At 60.1% G+C, this 16,517-nt stretch carries 16 protein-coding genes; 3 read left to right on the top strand and 13 right to left on the bottom strand.

Going from position 1 to position 16,517, the window contains the following annotated elements; genetic code table 11:
* Nucleotides 1–110: 110 nt before the first annotated feature.
* Entirely contained in the window at nt 111–632 is a 522-nt protein-coding gene (locus AB4O16_RS23095) for a hypothetical protein (RefSeq protein WP_460155891.1), read from the bottom strand.
* A gap of 418 nt (nt 633–1,050) precedes the next feature.
* Between AB4O16_RS23095 and AB4O16_RS23090 the strand changes: the two genes are divergently transcribed.
* Nucleotides 1,051–2,310, top strand: a complete 1,260-nt coding sequence (locus AB4O16_RS23090; RefSeq protein WP_460155890.1) for an OprD family porin — start codon at nt 1,051–1,053, stop codon at nt 2,308–2,310.
* 137 nt (nt 2,311–2,447) lie between these two features.
* On the opposite strand, the gene pcaC is transcribed toward AB4O16_RS23090, so the two are convergent.
* The 11 genes from pcaC to pcaR all read right to left on the bottom strand — a co-directional run bounded on the left by pcaC (nt 2,448) and on the right by pcaR (nt 13,262).
* The gene (gene pcaC / locus AB4O16_RS23085; protein WP_034146727.1) at nt 2,448–2,840 is read right to left on the bottom strand and encodes a 4-carboxymuconolactone decarboxylase; all 393 of its coding nucleotides are present in this window, start codon (nt 2,838–2,840) and stop codon (nt 2,448–2,450) included.
* A gap of 10 nt (nt 2,841–2,850) precedes the next feature.
* On the bottom strand, nt 2,851–3,642 hold the full coding sequence (pcaD, locus tag AB4O16_RS23080) for a 3-oxoadipate enol-lactonase (protein ID WP_460155889.1): 792 nt from the start codon (nt 3,640–3,642) through the stop codon (nt 2,851–2,853).
* A gap of 12 nt (nt 3,643–3,654) precedes the next feature.
* Nucleotides 3,655–5,019 (bottom strand): 3-carboxy-cis,cis-muconate cycloisomerase, encoded by a 1,365-nt coding sequence (locus AB4O16_RS23075; protein ID WP_460155888.1) that lies wholly within the window; start codon nt 5,017–5,019, stop codon nt 3,655–3,657.
* 43 nt (nt 5,020–5,062) lie between these two features.
* A complete protein-coding gene (locus tag AB4O16_RS23070; RefSeq protein WP_160389068.1) occupies nt 5,063–6,367 on the bottom strand; it encodes an MFS family transporter in 1,305 nt (434 codons plus the stop codon).
* Between the two features lie 173 nt (nt 6,368–6,540).
* A complete protein-coding gene (pcaG, locus tag AB4O16_RS23065) occupies nt 6,541–7,107 on the bottom strand; it encodes a protocatechuate 3,4-dioxygenase subunit alpha (protein WP_160389067.1) in 567 nt (188 codons plus the stop codon).
* A gap of 1 nt (nt 7,108) precedes the next feature.
* Nucleotides 7,109–7,813: a protocatechuate 3,4-dioxygenase subunit beta gene (gene pcaH, locus AB4O16_RS23060; RefSeq protein WP_160389066.1), complete on the bottom strand. Its 705-nt coding sequence runs from the start codon at nt 7,811–7,813 to the stop codon at nt 7,109–7,111.
* 29 nt (nt 7,814–7,842) lie between these two features.
* Nucleotides 7,843–9,048, bottom strand: a complete 1,206-nt coding sequence (pcaF, locus tag AB4O16_RS23055; RefSeq protein WP_460155887.1) for a 3-oxoadipyl-CoA thiolase — start codon at nt 9,046–9,048, stop codon at nt 7,843–7,845.
* Nucleotides 9,045–9,824: a CoA-transferase subunit beta gene (locus tag AB4O16_RS23050; RefSeq protein WP_460155886.1), complete on the bottom strand. Its 780-nt coding sequence runs from the start codon at nt 9,822–9,824 to the stop codon at nt 9,045–9,047. The genes pcaF and AB4O16_RS23050 overlap by 4 nt, the downstream gene beginning before the upstream one ends.
* Nucleotides 9,824–10,681 (bottom strand): CoA transferase subunit A, encoded by an 858-nt coding sequence (locus AB4O16_RS23045; RefSeq protein ID WP_020798340.1) that lies wholly within the window; start codon nt 10,679–10,681, stop codon nt 9,824–9,826. Before AB4O16_RS23045 ends, AB4O16_RS23050 begins: the two co-directional genes overlap by 1 nt.
* 267 nt (nt 10,682–10,948) lie before the next feature.
* Nucleotides 10,949–12,295: an aromatic acid/H+ symport family MFS transporter gene (locus AB4O16_RS23040; RefSeq protein WP_460155885.1), complete on the bottom strand. Its 1,347-nt coding sequence runs from the start codon at nt 12,293–12,295 to the stop codon at nt 10,949–10,951.
* 124 nt (nt 12,296–12,419) lie between these two features.
* Nucleotides 12,420–13,262, bottom strand: a complete 843-nt coding sequence (pcaR, locus tag AB4O16_RS23035; protein ID WP_095945396.1) for a pca regulon transcriptional regulator PcaR — start codon at nt 13,260–13,262, stop codon at nt 12,420–12,422.
* A 676-nt stretch (nt 13,263–13,938) separates the two neighbouring features.
* On the opposite strand from pcaR, the gene AB4O16_RS23030 reads away from it, so the two are divergent.
* Both AB4O16_RS23030 and AB4O16_RS23025 read left to right on the top strand, forming a co-directional pair.
* Nucleotides 13,939–14,139, top strand: coding sequence for a hypothetical protein (locus tag AB4O16_RS23030; RefSeq protein ID WP_007986337.1), 201 nt, complete (start codon nt 13,939–13,941; stop codon nt 14,137–14,139).
* 375 nt (nt 14,140–14,514) lie between these two features.
* Nucleotides 14,515–15,990 carry an inorganic phosphate transporter gene (locus tag AB4O16_RS23025; RefSeq protein WP_160389063.1) on the top strand — a complete coding sequence of 492 codons (1,476 nt, stop codon included), beginning with the start codon at nt 14,515–14,517 and terminating at the stop codon, nt 15,988–15,990.
* A 275-nt stretch (nt 15,991–16,265) separates the two neighbouring features.
* Here the strand turns inward: AB4O16_RS23025 and ccoM are convergent, their stop codons facing one another.
* A complete protein-coding gene (ccoM, locus tag AB4O16_RS23020; protein WP_007976669.1) occupies nt 16,266–16,376 on the bottom strand; it encodes a cytochrome c oxidase subunit CcoM in 111 nt (36 codons plus the stop codon).
* Nucleotides 16,377–16,517: the final 141 nt, after the last annotated feature.

The raw sequence follows: 16,517 nt of genomic DNA, 5'->3' as shown, positions 1-16,517 counted from the left end.
CGTCATGGACTGAACTCCCGTGGCGCGGTTTTTTATATTAAAGACAACCTCTCCTGCCAACTTAGCCTCCTACAAAAAACATGCATACATCAACAGATCGAAAATAATACTTAATCAGCTTTAGTTTGAAAATTCACTACAAAACGCGTGCAATAAAAATCAATTTTCCTCTTATCCTCCCGACCAAAATTTGAAAAATCAAATCTGAAATAACCCTCTATTGATTGAGAGTCAAGATACCTGATTGACAGTGTTCCTTCCGGAACCGTTCGCGGATAGATTGTAATCCCCGCTTTATCAAACCGCGCATCCACATCCCTGAGGCCATGCGATATCTTGTATAGCTTGCCGACTACCAAATCATCGCCCCTGATGAGCACTTCCATACCGGCATACTCACCCTCACCTTCGGCGTAGAGGAAAAAAGCAGGCATCTCCTTATTCAAATGAAACCGAACCTTTCTTAGCTGAATATCGGCATCCGGTTCGCCTTCAATCCGAAGGGTCGCATTTACCCTCCCGCTTACAACTTCAACCTCTGATGTTTCTGAGGATAACCCGCCTCTCCTTCCTTGATTGCTATCCCACTCAGACTCCGAATTAATTACATTATTTGCCTCTAAAGTGCTCATCGCCGTTACTCCTTGCTTCAAATAAAATAAAAAACAAAAAAGCTCCAACTCAGCGAAAAACAGGCTAAGCCCTAAATTTCATGCAAACAACTGTCAGATATGTCAGGTTGACATTCACGTGGTTTAAGTTTTTAAAAACTATTGCCCTCTAAAATCCGCTCTATTCCAACTCGGAAAACTCGACTGCCGCTTCTGTTCGATAATCGCCCAAAACCCGCTTTTTACAATTGAACCATCTAGTACATTCAATTCACCATCCGAACCACAAAACCAATAACAACAGGTTCGACACCATGCCCCCGCGCCCCGCCCTCTCCGGCTGATCCGCTTCGTTTGTGCTGATTTCGACTGTTCGTCTGCAACCCCGGGTTGCGGCATCACCCCGCTTCATCCCCAAGAATTAGAGAGACCCGAGCTCATGACGCCTTCCACCGCGCAGTATTTCGTTCCCGGCCTGATCGCCGCCGCCCTGGCCAGTGCCGCCCTGCCCGCCTACGCCGAGGAATCGGGTTTTGTCGAAGGGGCCAAGGTCAACCTGAACCTGCGCAACTTCTACATCAACCGCAACTTCACCAACCCGACCAAGACCCAGGGCAAGGCTGAAGAGTGGACGCAGAGCTTCATCCTCGACGCCAAGTCCGGGTTCACCCAGGGCACCGTCGGGTTCGGCATGGATGTGCTCGGCTTGTATTCGGTGAAGCTCGACGGCGGCAAAGGCACCGCAGGCACGCAACTGCTGCCGCTGGACCACGACGGCCGCCCGGCGGACAACTTCGGCCGCACCAACGTGGCGTTCAAGGCCAAGCTGTCGCAGACCGAAGTGAAGGTCGGCGAATGGATGCCGGTGCTGCCGATCCTGCGTTCGGACGATGGTCGTTCGCTGCCGCAAACCTTCCGTGGCGGCCAGATCACCTCGAAGGAAATCAATGGCCTGGCGCTCTACGGCGGCCAGTTCCGCCAGAACAGCCCGCGCGACGACAGCAGCATGGACGACATGTCGATGACCGGCAAAGCCGCGTTCACCTCCGACCGTTTCAACTTCCAGGGCGGCGAGTACGTGTTCAACGACAAACGCACCCAGATCGGTCTGTGGAACGCTGTGCTCAAGGACATCTACAGCCAGCAATTCGTCAACCTGATCCACAGCCAGCCGCTTGGCGACTGGACCCTGGGCGCGAACCTCGGCTTCTTCTACGGCAAGGACGACGGCAGCGCCCGGGCCGGCGAGCTGGACAACAAAACCATGTACGGCTTGTTCTCGGCCAAGTACGGCGGCAACACCTTTTACGTCGGCCTGCAAAAACTCACTGGCGACAATGCCTGGATGCGGGTCAACGGCACCAGCGGCGGCACCCTGGCCAACGACAGCTACAACTCCAGCTACGACAACGCCCAGGAGAAATCCTGGCAAGTACGCCACGACTACAACTTCGCCGCCCTCGGCGTACCGGGCCTGACCCTGATGAACCGCTACATCAGCGGCGACAATGTGCACACCGGCAGCATCACCGACGGCAAGGAATGGGGACGGGAATCGGAACTGGGCTACACCGTGCAGAGCGGTGCGCTGAAAGACTTGAACGTGAAGTGGCGCAATTCGACCATGCGCCGGGACTACAGCAACACCGAGTTCGATGAGAACCGCGTGATCATCAGCTATCCGATCAGCTTGTTGTAAATCTCAAATACGCCATCGCGGGCAAGCCCGCTCCCACAGGTTTTGTGTGTGCCCCAAGATTTGGGCATGACATAAAACTTTGTGGGAGCGGGCTTGCCCGCGATGGCGTCAGTTCAATCAACGCAAAATCACCGGGATCACTCCCGCGATTCAACCCCCAACTCATCCCACACCGACTCGGCCAGGTGGAAGGTCGCATTGGCCGCCGGGATCCCGCAGTAGATGGCGCTCTGCATGATCACTTCCTTGATCTCGCCGCGGCTCACGCCGTTGTTGGCGGCGGCACGCAGGTGCAGTTTGAGTTCGCCCTCGCGGTTCATGCCGATCAGCATGGCGATGGTGATCAGGCTGCGCGTGTGGCGCGGCAGGCCCGGGCGGGTCCAGATGTCACCCCAGGCGTGGCGGGTGATCATCTCCTGGAACTCCGAGTTGAACTCGGTCAGGGTGGTCAGGCTGCGGTCGACGTGGGCGTCGCCCAGTACCGCGCGACGGACGTTCATGCCCTCGTCGTAACGTTGTTTCTCGTCCACAACAATCCCCTTAATGAGCCGACAAAAACGCCAGTACCCGCTCGCTGAACGCGTTGCCTGCCTGGACGTTGGACAAGTGCGCCGCATGGAACTCGGCGTACTCGGCGCCCGGCACATGCTCCTGGATGAAGTGCCCGCCGGACGGCGGCGTCACCGCATCTTCGGTCCCGGCGATCACCAGCAACGGCGCCTTGATCGAAGACAACTGATCACGGAAGTCAGCATCACGCACCGCTGCGCAGTTGGCTGCATAACCTTCGGGCGATGTGGCCGCGAGCATGTCGGTAATCTGCTTGGCTGCCGCCGGGTTGGCCGCAGAAAAGTCCGGCGTGAACCAGCGGGCAATCGACGCATCGCGCAGGGCGACCATGGCGGCCTGACCATCGCGCAGCACCATCTCAATGCGCGGGTTCCACACCGACGGATCGCCGATTTTCGCTGCGGTGTTGCACACGATCAGCTTGTTCAGGCGATTGCCGGCATTGATCCCCAGCCACTGGCCGATCAGCCCGCCCATGGATAAACCACAAAAATGCGCGCGCTCGATGTGCAAGGCATCCAGCAGCGCCAGCACGTCGTGGCCCAGTTGCTCGATGCTGTACGGGCCCGGCGTCACCAGGGATTGGCCGTGGCCACGGGTGTCAAAACGCAACACGCGAAAATGCTCGGTGAACGCCGGGATCTGCGCGTCCCACATGTGCAGGTCCGTGCCCAGGGAGTTGGACAGCACCAGCACCGGCGCATCGACCGGTCCATCGAGTTGGTAATGCAGTTCGCCCTCGGCGAGTTGTACAAAAGCCACAGCAAGTCTCCTTCAGGCAGTCAAAGCAGAATGTTCAGCCACCGCCCTCTCGACCCAGGTACGGGCCTGGCCGAGATAGTGGGCAGGGTCCAGCAGATGATCGAGTTCAGCCGCCGACAGTTCGGCGGTCACTTGCGGTTCGTCGCCGAGGACCGCACGCAGATGACGTTGTTCGGCCACCGCGCGTTTGCAGCATTGTTCGAGCAGATGGTGTGCGCTATCGCGGCCGACCCGCTGCGCAAGGACGATGCTTACCGCTTCGGCAAGGACCAGGCCCTGGGTCAGATCGAGGTTGCGCGCCATGCGCTCCGCATCCACTTCCAGTCCTTGGGCGATCAACAGCGCTTGCTGCAGGCTGCCCGACACCAGGCAGCAGATTTCCGGCAGGGTTTCCCATTCGGCATGCCACAGGCCGAGGCTGCGCTCGTGCTCCTGGGGCATGGCGCTGAACATTGTCGAGAGCAGACCGGGGACGCGCGTCGCCGCGCCGATCAGCACCGCTGCGCCGACCGGATTGCGCTTGTGCGGCATGGTCGAAGAACCGCCCTTGCCCGGCGCCGAAGGTTCGAACACTTCGGCGGCCTCGGTCTGCATCAACAGGCTGATATCGCGCCCGAGTTTGCCGAGACTGCCGGCGATCAGGCCGAGTACCGCAGCGAACTCAACCACACGGTCACGCTGGGTATGCCACGGCTGATCGGGCAAGGCCAGTTGCAGCTCTTCGGCCAGTGCCCGGGCAACCGGCATGGCCTGCTCGCCAAGTGCCGCCAGGGTTCCGGACGCTCCGCCGAATTGCAGCACCAACAGACGCGGTTTCAACTCGACCAGGCGTTGCCGACTGCGGGTCACGGCGCCCAGCCAGCCGGCGATTTTCATGCCCAGGGTCACTGGCGTCGCATGTTGCAACCAGGTGCGGCCGGCCAATGGCGTGGCCACATAGCGCTGGGCCTGGGTAGCGAGGATCCGCCCCAGTTGCGCCAGATCGCTTTCGATCAGTTCCAGTGCGCGGCGCAATTGCAGCACCAAGCCGCTGTCCATCACATCCTGGCTGGTCGCGCCCAGATGCACGTAACGCTCGGCCTCGGCATTATGCGAAGCGATCTGTTTGCCCAACGCCTTGACCAGCGGAATCGCCGAATTTCCCGCCGTGGCAATCGCCTCGCCCAATGCCGCGAAATCATAAAGCCCGGCGCTGCAAGCCGCCTCGATCGGCGCGACCGCACTCGACGGGACCAACCCGACCCGCGCTTCAGCCCGGGCCAGTGCCGCTTCAAAGTCGAGCATGGCCTGGACCCGGCCCTGATCGCAGAACACGGCGCGCATATCGCGGGCGGTGAAATAGGCATCGAACAACTGATTGCCCGGTCGCTGGTTCATAAATAATTCCTGGAGGCGCGGGCCGGTGAGGCCCGCGTAAAGATCACAGATCGTGGTGCAGATACTTCGCTTGTTTCGGCAGACGCAGGCTGAACAGGAACGCTATCGCCATCATGACCGTCACGTACCAGTAGAAGGAGTTCTCCATGCCCACGGCCTTGAGGCTCAAGGCAACATACTCTGCCGAACCGCCGAAGATTGCATTCGCCACCGCATACGCCAGGCCAACACCCAGGGCACGTACCTCCGGCGGAAACATCTCGGCTTTCACCAAACCACTGATGGACGTGTAGAAACTGACAATCGCCAGCGCCAGGGTGATCAGCACGAAAGCCAGAAATGGACTGCTCACGCTTTTCAGGCTCAGCAAGATCGGCACGGTGCACAACGTGCCCAGTGCGCCGAACCAGAGCATCGAGTTACGCCGGCCGATCTTGTCGGCGAGCATGCCGAAGATCGGCTGCATGCACATATAGAAGAACAGCGCGCCGGTCATGATGTAGCTGGCGGTCTTGGCCGGCATGCCGGCGGTGTTCACCAGGTACTTCTGCATGTAAGTGGTGAAGGTGTAGAAAATCAGCGAGCCACCGGCGGTGTAGCCCAGCACGGTGATGAACGCGGCTTTATGGTCACGAAACAGCGCGCTGATGCTGCCGGCGTCCTTGTTTTCGCGCATTTCCTTGCTGGAGGTTTCTTTCAGCGAACGACGCAGATACAGCGAAACCAGCGCCGCCATGGCACCGACCACAAAGGGAATCCGCCAGCCGTAGGCACGCAATTCGTCTTCGTTGAGGAACTGTTGCAGGATCACCACCAGCGACACCGCGAGCAGTTGGCCACCGATCAGGGTCACGTACTGGAATGAAGCGAAGAAGCCGCGCTGGCCCTTGAGCGCCACTTCGCTCATGTAGGTCGCGGTGGTGCCGTACTCACCGCCCACCGACAAGCCTTGCAGCAAACGGGCGAAGAGCAACAGGATCGGCGCCCAGACCCCGATGCTGTTGTAGGTCGGCAGGCAGGCGATGAGCAACGAGCCGAAGCACATCATCAGAATCGAGATCAGCATCGAGTTCTTGCGCCCGTGCTTGTCCGCCAACCGCCCGAAAATCCAGCCGCCGATCGGCCGCATCAGGAACCCGGCGGCGAACACGCCTGCGGTGTTGACCAACTGCACGGTCGGGTTGTCGGACGGGAAAAACGCCGGGGCGAAATAGATCGCGCAGAAGGCGTAGACGTAGAAGTCGAACCATTCGACCAGGTTGCCGGACGAGGCACCGACGATGGCGAAGATCCGCTTGCTGCGCTCCTCACCGGTGTATAGCGGTTGTGTAGCGGTGTCAGTTGTCATTGTTTTTCACTCAATGGGGACAGTGAGAGTCTAGACACACTTTGCAACAGTCCCGTTCCGCAGATACATCAGCTCTGTAGGAGCCGGCTTGCTGGCGATTTACGGTGTGTCATTCAACATTGATGACGCTGACACACCGCAATCGCCAGCAAGCCGGCTCCTACAGTGATTTGCTAGTAGTCGAAGAACACCGTCTCGGCATCGGTGCCCTGCAGGATCACATTCCACTGGTACACGCCCGACGCATCCTGCTTGGCCAGCAACGTAGCGCGGCGCTCGGCCGGCACGCACTCGAGCAGCGGATCGTCGACGTTGGCCGGCTCGCCATCAAAGTAGATACGCGTCAGCAGGTGCTTCACCAGGCCGCGGGCAAACACCAGCACCACCAAGTGCGGCGCCTGGGTCGTGCCCTTGAGGCCTTCGACCGTGCCCGGCTTGATGGTAGTGAAACGGAAGCGCCCTTCGGCATCCACCGGCACCCGGCCAAAACCTTCGAAGTTCGGGTCCAGGGGTTTGTCCTGGTCGTCTTCGGGGTGATCGTACTTGCCGGCGGCGTTGGCCTGCCAGACTTCCAGCATCGCGTCGTTGACGACATCGCCGTTGCCGTCGACCACTTGCCCGGTGATCGCCACGCGCTCGCCCAGGGTTTGTTCGACGGTCAGGTTTTCGCGGTTCAGCCAGGTCAGGCCGATGTGGTAGTACGGCCCGACGGTGTGGGACGTGGTCGCAGTCAGCGTCATCTTATTTCTCCATCGGCGTGGCGTCGCGGCCGCGCAATACGATGTCCCAGCGATAACCGAGGGCATAGGAAGGGATGGTTTTTTCCAGATCGAACGTGGCGATCAAACGCTCTTTGGCACCGGTATCGGGTACGCAGTTGTAGATCGGGTCGTATGCCAGCAGCGGGTCGCCCGGGAAATACATCTGCGTCACCAGGCGCGTCAGGATGCTCGGCCCGAACAACGAGAAGTGAATGTGCGCCGGGCGCCAGGCGTTGTGGTGGTTGCCCCACGGATAGGCGCCGGGCTTGATGGTCTGGAACTGATACCAGCCATCGGCGTCGGTCACGGTGCGGCCGGTGCCGGTGAAGTTCGGGTCCAGCGGTGCGTCGTGCAGGTCACGGGCATGGGCGTAGCGACCGGCGGCATTGGCCTGCCAGATCTCTACCAGAATCCCGGGCACCGGCGAGCCGTTTTCGTCCAGTACGCGGCCGTGGATGATGATGCGTTCACCCTGAGGTTGCGCGTCATGTTGGGCCGTCAGGTCGTTGTCCTTCTCGTTGACGCGGTCGGCGCCGATGGTCGGACCGGTGATCTCCGACAACGAATGCGGCAGAAACACCAACGGCTTGGATGGCGAGCGCAGGTTGGTGGATTGATAGGTCGGGTGCAGGTATTCCGGCTGAGTGCCCGCCTGCGGGCGACGGTATCCAGGCTTGTCAGTCATTACGCTTTCCTCAGTTCTTGTTGGCTGTGTCAGACGCGTTCGATTGCCAGGGCCAGGCCCTGGCCGACGCCTACACACATGGTCGCCAGACCTTTCTTGCCACCTGTTTTTTCCAGCTGATGCAACGCGGTCAACACCAGTCGCGCGCCGCTCATGCCCAAGGGATGGCCCAAGGCAATCGCGCCACCGTTCGGGTTGACCTGGGCCGCGTCGTCGGCGATCCCCAGTTCACGCAGCACCGCCAGGCCCTGGCTGGCGAAGGCTTCGTTGAGTTCGATCACGTCGAAATCGCTGACCGCCACACCGAGGCGCTCGATCAGTTTGCGCACTGCCGGCACCGGGCCGATGCCCATCACCCGAGGGGCAACGCCGGCGCTGGCCATGCCCAGCACTTTGGCGCGAGCGGTCAGGCCGTGTTTCTTCACCGCTTCAGCCGAAGCCAGAATCAACGCGGCGGCGCCATCGTTCACACCGGAGGCGTTGCCGGCGGTGACGGTTTTGTCGGGACCGTTGACCGGCTTGAGTTTGGTCAGCGCTTCGAGCGTGGTGTCGGCGCGAGGATGCTCGTCCTGGCTGACCACGGTTTCACCCTTCTTGTGGGCAATGCGCACCTCGACGATTTCCTCGGCGAAAAAGCCTGCGGCTTGCGCGGCGGCGGTGCGTTGCTGGCTGCGCAGGGCGAACGCGTCCTGATCTTCGCGAGAGACCTTGTAGTCGTCGGCGACGTTGTCGGCGGTCTGCGGCATCGCGTCCACGCCGTACTGCGCCTTCATCAACGGGTTGATGAAGCGCCAGCCGATGGTGGTGTCTTCCAGTTTCATGTTGCGCGAGAAAGCAGCGTCGGCCTTGCCCATCACGAACGGCGCGCGGGACATCGATTCGACGCCGCCGGCAATCGCCAGCTCCATCTCGCCGCTGGCGATGGCGCGGAACGCGGTGCCGATGGCGTCCATGCCCGAAGCGCAGAGGCGGTTGAGGGTCACGCCGGGAATGCTTTCCGGCAGCCCCGCCAGCAGCAGCGCCATGCGCGCCACGTTGCGGTTGTCTTCACCGGCCTGGTTCGCACAGCCGAGGAACACCTCGTCCACGGCGTTCCAGTCGACCGACGGGTTGCGTTCCATCAAGGCCTTGATCGGCACGGCAGCCAGGTCGTCGGCACGTACCGTCGACAGGCCGCCGCCGAAACGGCCGATGGGGGTACGAATCGCGTCGCAGATATAAACGTCACGCATCACGCTTCTCCGGGGGCCTGGCCGTGGGCGGCCGCAGTGCGGGCTTCGAGGTCACGCAGCGCGGTCAACTCGACGTCCGTTGGCTCCGCAGTTTGCTCTACATGATCGGCAAAGCGAATGGCCCAGCCGGTGGCGGCAACCACTTGCTCGCGGGACACGCCCGGGTGCAGCGCGGTGACCACGAACTCATGGGTGCCGGCTTCCGGCTCCATGATGCACAGGTCGGTGATGATCCCGACCGGACCGGCGCCCGGCAGGCCGAGGCGCTTGCGCGAGTCGCCGCCTTCACCGTGGCCGACCGAGGTAATGAAGTCGAGTTTGTCGACGAAGGAACGCGACGATTGCTTGAGGATGATCAGCACGCTCTTGGCCGAACCGGCAATCTCCGGTGCGCCACCGGCGCCCGGCAGACGGACTTTCGGCGAGTGGTAATCGCCGACCACTGTGGTGTTGATGTTGCCGAAGCGGTCGACCTGCGCCGCGCCGAGGAAGCCGACGTCGATGCGCCCGCCCTGCAGCCAGTAGCGGAAAATCTCGCCGGTCGGCACCACGGTGTCGGCCGTTTCCGCCAACTCACCGTCACCAATCGACAGTGGCAGTACGCTCGGCTTGGCACCGATCGGACCCGACTCGTAGATCAGCACCACATCGGGCGAAGACGTCAGGCGCGCCAGGTTGGCCGCTTTCGACGGCAGGCCGATACCGACGAAGCACACCGATCCGTTCTTCAGGCGGCGAGCGGCGGCGACGGTCATCATTTCATTGGTGGTGTAAGTCATTACTTCGCCTCCGAAGCGGCGGCCAGTTTGGCCTGGAACTCGCTGAAGTCAGCGCTGCCGTGGATGTATTCGTTGATCCACGCGGTGAAAGTTTCACGGTCGCGGGCAATCGGGTCCCAGGCCTGGTAGAAGCGGTTGTCGCGCTCGTTGTAACCGTGGGCGTAGGACGGATGCGCACCGCCAGGTACGTGGCAAACCGCGCTCAAGGCCCAGGTTGGCAATACACAGGAATTCATCGGTGCGTTGAGGTCGTCGACGATTTCTTCAACGGTGACGATGCAGCGCTTGGCGGCCAGTGCGGCTTCTTTCTGCACACCGAGAATGCCCCAGAGCAATACGTTGCCCTTGCGGTCGGCTTTCTGCGCATGGATCACGGTGATGTCCGGGCGCACCGAAGGCACGGCGGCCAGCACTTCACCCGTGAACGGGCAGGTAACGGACTTGATCAATGGGTTGACCTTCGGCAGGTCGGAACCGGCGTAGGCACGCAGCACCGCGAACGGTAGGCCGGAAGCGCCGGCGACGTAGGCATTGGCCAGGTCGGCGTGGCTGTGTTCTTCGATTTCCAGCGGGTGCGGCCACTGCTTCTCGACAGCGTCACGCAGGCGATGCAGGGAACCGACGCCCGGGTTGCCACCCCAGGAGAAAATCAGCTTGCGGGCACAACCGGCACCGATCAACTGGTCGTAGATCAGGTCAGGGGTCATCCGCACCAGGGTCAGGTCTTTCTTGCCCTGGCGAATGATTTCGTGACCCGCCGCCGTTGGGATCAGGTGGGTAAAGCCTTCGAGCGCGACCGTATCGCCGTCGTTTACGAATTGCTTCACCGCGTCGTGCAGCGAAAGGATTTCAGCCATTGGGGCAGGCTCCCGTTTGTTGTTAACCGACAGTGGAAGAAGGCGCCGATGCGCAGCGCCGGAATGACTGAAGGTTAAGCCCGCGCCTAACGCCAAACAATCCGATAATCGACTGAGCGTTCGATTATCGAACACATTGTTGCTTGACTACCGATCTCCAAAAGCTTCGCGAGCAGGCTCGCTCCCACAGAGGAATGTGATCACCTGTGGGAGCGAGCCTGCTCGCGAAGAGGCCCGCACATTCACTAAAGAGTCTGAATGGTGCCCTCAGGTCGCATCCGCATGACTGACCATGCCCTTGATCACCACCGCCGTGGTTGCCAGCGCCGCCGGAATCACCAGCGCCGTCAGCACCTGCTCGAAGTTCCAGCCCAACCCCAGCAGAGTCGCGCCCATCCAGGCACCCAGGATGGCGCCGAAGCGGCCGATCCCGAGCATCCACGACACCCCGGTGGCCCGCCCTTGAGTCGGATAAAACCGCGCCGCCAGCGACGGCATCGCCGATTGCGCACCGTTGACACACATCCCGGCGACCAGCACCAGCGTCGCCAACAGCGTAATGTTGCCCAGGCTCTGCCCTACCGCGTAGGCAAACACCCCGGCCAGCAGGTAGAAAGTGCCGATGACCTTGTGCGGATTGAACCGGTCCATCGCCCAGCCCACGCCCACCGCACTCAACACCCCGCCGAACTGGAACAGCGCGCCGATGAAGGCGGCCTGCTCCATGCTCGCGCCACTGTCACGCATCAGCGTCGGCAACCAACTGGTCAGCAGGTAGACGATGACCAGGCCCATGAAGTAAGTCAGCCACAACAGCAAGGTGCCGGTGCTATAGGTGCCGGAGAAGATCACCGCGAACACATTGCGCGCCTTCACGGTTTTCTGTTCCGGCACACTGAAACCGGACGCCTGGGCCACCACCGTCGGGTCGATCGGCGCCAGGGCCTTGCGCACTTTGTCGGTGCCGCGGTTGCGCACCACCAGGTAACGCGCCGACTCCGGCAGCCAGAACAGCAAAACGACGGCGAGGATCAGCGGCAGGATTCCGCCGATCAACAGCAGGCTGTGCCAGCCAAAAGCCGGAATGAGCTTGGCCGAGATAAACCCGCCGCCGGCCATGCCGAGGTTGAAACCGCAGAACATGCTGGTCACCAGCAAGGACTTCTTGCGCTCCGGGGTGTACTCCGACAGCAGCGTCGTGGCGTTCGGCATGCCGGCGCCCAGACCCAGGCCGGTCAGGAAGCGCAATACCAACAATTGCTCGACATTGGTGCTGTAGGCCGAAGCCAGGCTGAAGGCGCCGAACAACAACACCGCCCCGACCAGTACGACTTTTCGCCCGAAGCGGTCAGCCAATGGCCCGGAGCCCAGTGCACCAAAGACCATGCCGATCAGGGCGGCACTCATCACCGGGCCGAGGCTGGCGCGATCGATACCCCAATCCTGGGAAAGGGCCGGCGCGATGAACCCCATGGCCGCGGTATCGAGGCCATCGAGAAAGACAATCAGGAAACACAGGATCACTACCCGCCACTGGTAGCGCGAAATGGGCTGAGCATTGATGAAGGACTGCACGTCGAGGCAGTTGCCGACAGCAGACTGGGGCTGGTTCATTATTTTTATTCCATGGATCACAGTCGAGAAGGGGCCAGCCAGGGCTGACGCAGTCGCGACATTAATGATCCACAGGAAACAGCGTCAATTCGCCAAACGTAACTCTGTGCGTTTATCGAACACCTTAGGTGAACAACTGGGTACTGAGGTCGCGGCTGGCACTGAGCAGGCCGGGCAGGAAACGTTGTTCCAGCTCGTTGCGGCTGACTCGCCCGGCGTGGGTGCTGACGTTGAGGGCCGCGACCACCTGGCCGGACGCGTCGTACACCGGTACCGCAATCGAGCGCAGCCCTTGCTCGAGTTCCTGGTCGACGATGCACCAGCCTTGCTGTCGCACCTCTTGCAGGCATTCGAGCAATGCCTCGGGGGTGTGGATCGTACGGCTGGTCTTGGCCTGCAATTCGGCGTGATCGAGGTATTCGCCCAGCGAAGTGTCATCCAGCGCGGCCAGCAGAATCCGTCCCATCGACGTGCAATAGGCCGGCAGGCGCCCGCCCACTGACAGGTCCACCGAAATCAGGCGCTGGGTAGTCGCGGAGCGGGCGATGTAGAGAATGTCGTCGCCTTCCAGCGTGGCCATGTTGCAGGCCTCGTGCAGTTGTTCGCTCATGCGGTCAAGGTAAGGCTGCGCGGAAACCGCCAGCGGCGTCGATGACACATAGGCATGGCCGAGGGTCAGCACTTTGGGCAGCAACGAATAGGTGCGGCCGTCGGTGGTGGCGTAGCCGAGTTTGATCAGGGTGTGCAGGCAACGGCGCACGGCGGCGCGGGGAATTTCCGTGCGGTGGCTGATCTGGGCAATGGTCAGGTGCCGTTTGCGCTCCTGGAACGCCTGCACCACGGCAAGGCCACGGGCCAGGGACGTCATGAAGTCCGGGTCGCCGGTCAGTGCCTGGATCCGTTTGGCCGGTGAGGCAACGATGGGTGGAGCCACTGAAGCGAAGGAATTGCGCAATTGATCGTTCATACAAGGTCCTTTTACCCAATCGGTTCAGCGACTATTACAAAGGTCTACCGCCTGAGGCTCAAGCCCGACCTGCCAACTCCGGGCGATTATCGAACGCTCGACCGATAATCGCAATCCGTTGTATCAATCACCCGATCCGTTGATGCACGGTTTTTTTCGCTCACCCAGCCATTCGACACAGGACTTAATGGAGCAATACAAATACCGTAACTTGTTCGACTTAATGGCGTCAGAAAGGCATCGCCGCAATCTGCTATCAGTCGACGTTCTAATTGATCGCAAAGTAGCGGGCAACAAAACTGTCACCCCTCAAGACCCGCTTTTAACTCTTTGGTGATAGTGTTCTGCAAATCGGCCGCTATAATACAATTCAGTAGCGCCCCGGTTTTTTTACTTGCCGGACCCGCTACCCGGCAATGCGATGTTCCATCGCCATTGCCCGTTGCAAGCGCAAGATCCGCATTGCACTGCCTTGCCAGTGCGCTTGCAGAACAGGAAACTGAAGCTGCGTCAGCTGTTTATCTCTGGTGTCGTGGCCGCCTGTGACATGGAAGTATTGCTCACGTTGTTGCCAAAACGATGCCTTTGCCGGCATTGCCCATTCGACAAATGTGATCAATCGATTTGATGCAGCGCGTTTTCACCAGAATTTATCCCAACTCAAACAGGTAGCACTGTGACGAAAGACGAACTGCGCGCGGAACTAGAGCGCCAGGAACAACGTTACAAGGAAGTTTACGGCGGAGAAGTCACCACTTACGCCGCTCAACCCGAACCGGAACGCAAACCCTGGCGTAAGCGCGCCACCGTTCAGGATCAGGTTTTCCAGCAAGAACTTCAGAAAATGGAAAAGGAACTCAAAGCCGAAGAGCCGTGACTGCTTCGGCCCGATCCTTACAAGGGCCTGCCTGTACACCTGTTAAAAGCGGGATGTATGGATGTCGCCTTGCGCGCCCGCTACGAGCGGGCAGCGGCCCCACCGTCGTCGAATCAGGCGGTTTTTTGATATCTGACCTATTTCTCAGATTTTTCATACAAGCTTTCAAGCCCCCGCCCCTGCGGCTCGAATGGCTAACGATTGCGATTTTTTCGAAGAAAATCAATAACTTAAAAAACGCAGCAAAACCCTTGGGTTTTGGGTGTTGCGACCAAAAAAATCATTGAAGAATGTTACCGACGAGCAGCTAGTGCATTGATTGACACTCTTTTCTGGCATAATCGCGCCCCCTTATGACCGGGTCAGAAAACCTTCATGATCGATTTATTCAGCGGACTGGATGCTTGGGTGCTTGTGAGCCTCTTGCTCGCCCTGGCCTTTGTCCTCGCCTTCGAGTTCATCAACGGCTTTCATGACACCGCTAACGCGGTGGCCACCGTTATCTACACCAAAGCCATGCCGCCTCACCTGGCGGTGTTCTTCTCCGGTGTGTTCAACTTCCTCGGCGTGCTGCTGGGCGGCGTTGGCGTGGCGTATGCCATCGTTCACCTGCTGCCGGTGGAGCTGCTGATCAATGTGAACACCGGCCATGGCCTGGCGATGGTGTTCTCGTTGCTCGCCGCAGCCATCACCTGGAACCTGGGCACCTGGTACTTCGGTATCCCCGCCTCCAGCTCCCATACCTTGATCGGTTCGATCCTCGGCGTGGGCCTGGCGAACGCCTTGATCAACGAAATTCCGTTGGCCGATGGCGTGAACTGGCAGAAGGCGATCGATATCGGCATGTCGCTGGTGTTCTCGCCAATGGCCGGTTTCCTGATCGCCGCGCTGATCCTGATCGGTCTTAAATGGTGGCGTCCGCTGTCGAAGATGCACAAGACACCGGAGCAGCGCCGCAAGATCGACGACAAGAAACACCCGCCGTTCTGGAATCGCCTGGTATTGGTGATTTCGGCCATGGCCGTGAGTTTCGTGCACGGTTCCAACGATGGCCAGAAAGGTATCGGCCTGATCATGCTGGTCCTGATCGGTATCGTGCCGGCGCAGTTCGTCCTCGACCTGAACAGCACGACCTATCAGATCGAGCGGACCCGCGACGCCACGCTGCACCTGAGCCAGTTCTACCAGCGCAACTCGGAAACCCTGGGCGAGTTCCTGGCCCTGGGCAAGAGCGTGGAAGGCGATCTGCCGGAGAAATTCCGTTGCAACCCGCAACAGACCGAACCGACCATCGCCGCCCTGCTCGGCACCCTCAAGGGTGTAGCGGACTACCACTCGCTGTCGTCGGAAAGCCGCATCGAAGTCCGTCGCTACCTGCTCTGCCTGGACGACACCGCGAAGAAAGTCAGCAAGCTGCCAACGCTCGGCGCCCGTGAAAAGGCTGACCTGGACAAGCTGCGCAAAGACCTGACCACCACCACTGAGTACGCCCCGTTCTGGGTGATCCTCGCGGTTGCACTGGCCTTGGGCCTGGGCACCATGGTCGGCTGGAAACGCGTGGTCCTGACCATTGGCGAGAAGATCGGCAAGCAAGGCATGACTTACTCCCAAGGCATGTCGGCGCAGATCACCACCGCCAGCCTGATCGGCCTGGCGAACATCTTCAGCCTGCCGGTTTCCACTACCCACGTGCTGTCTTCCGGCGTGGCGGGCACCATGGTCGCCAACAAAAGCGGCCTGCAAGGCGGCACCGTCAAAACCATCCTGCTGGCCTGGGTATTGACCCTGCCAGCCACGGTGGCCCTGTCGGCCGGGTTGTTCTGGCTCGCTTCGAAGGCACTTGGCAGCTGACAGGCAGCCAAACGAAAAAGGCGCGTTCCGTGAGGACCGCGCCTTTTTTATTGCCGCCAATCGCAAAAAATCACTGTAGGAGCGAGCTCTGCTCGCGAAGACCGCAAGGACAACGCGTACATTCAGGCAGCCCGCGTCAACGTTGGCGTCCATCGCGAGCAGAGCTCGCTCCTACAGGGTTACGTGTTTACCGATAGTTTTTCGCAGGCAAAAAAAGGGCAACCGAAGTTGCCCAAAATGCCTTGCGTGCTCATTACATCCAGAAGGAACTACGGTTACTTGCGCTTGTGCGAATCCTTCCAGATAAAAAGTCCGAACCCTGCAAAAAACACAAACATGAGGCTGACAGTCAGCACTCCGGCGATCACCACGTTGTCGAAAAACATGACGCGTCTCCTGAACTTGCCCTGTTGCGATAGGGCTAAGTTAACCAAACGGGCAGGAGAGAATATTGACCGGGATCAATGTCGCCCGAGGCTGGGCAAGAGGAAGGGAGAAGTTTGACCCGCATCAATGAATGCGGGGGA

It is taken from the genome of Pseudomonas sp. S2_H10 (assembly GCF_054668285.1).
This window is presented reverse-complemented; position numbering and strand designations above follow the sequence as displayed.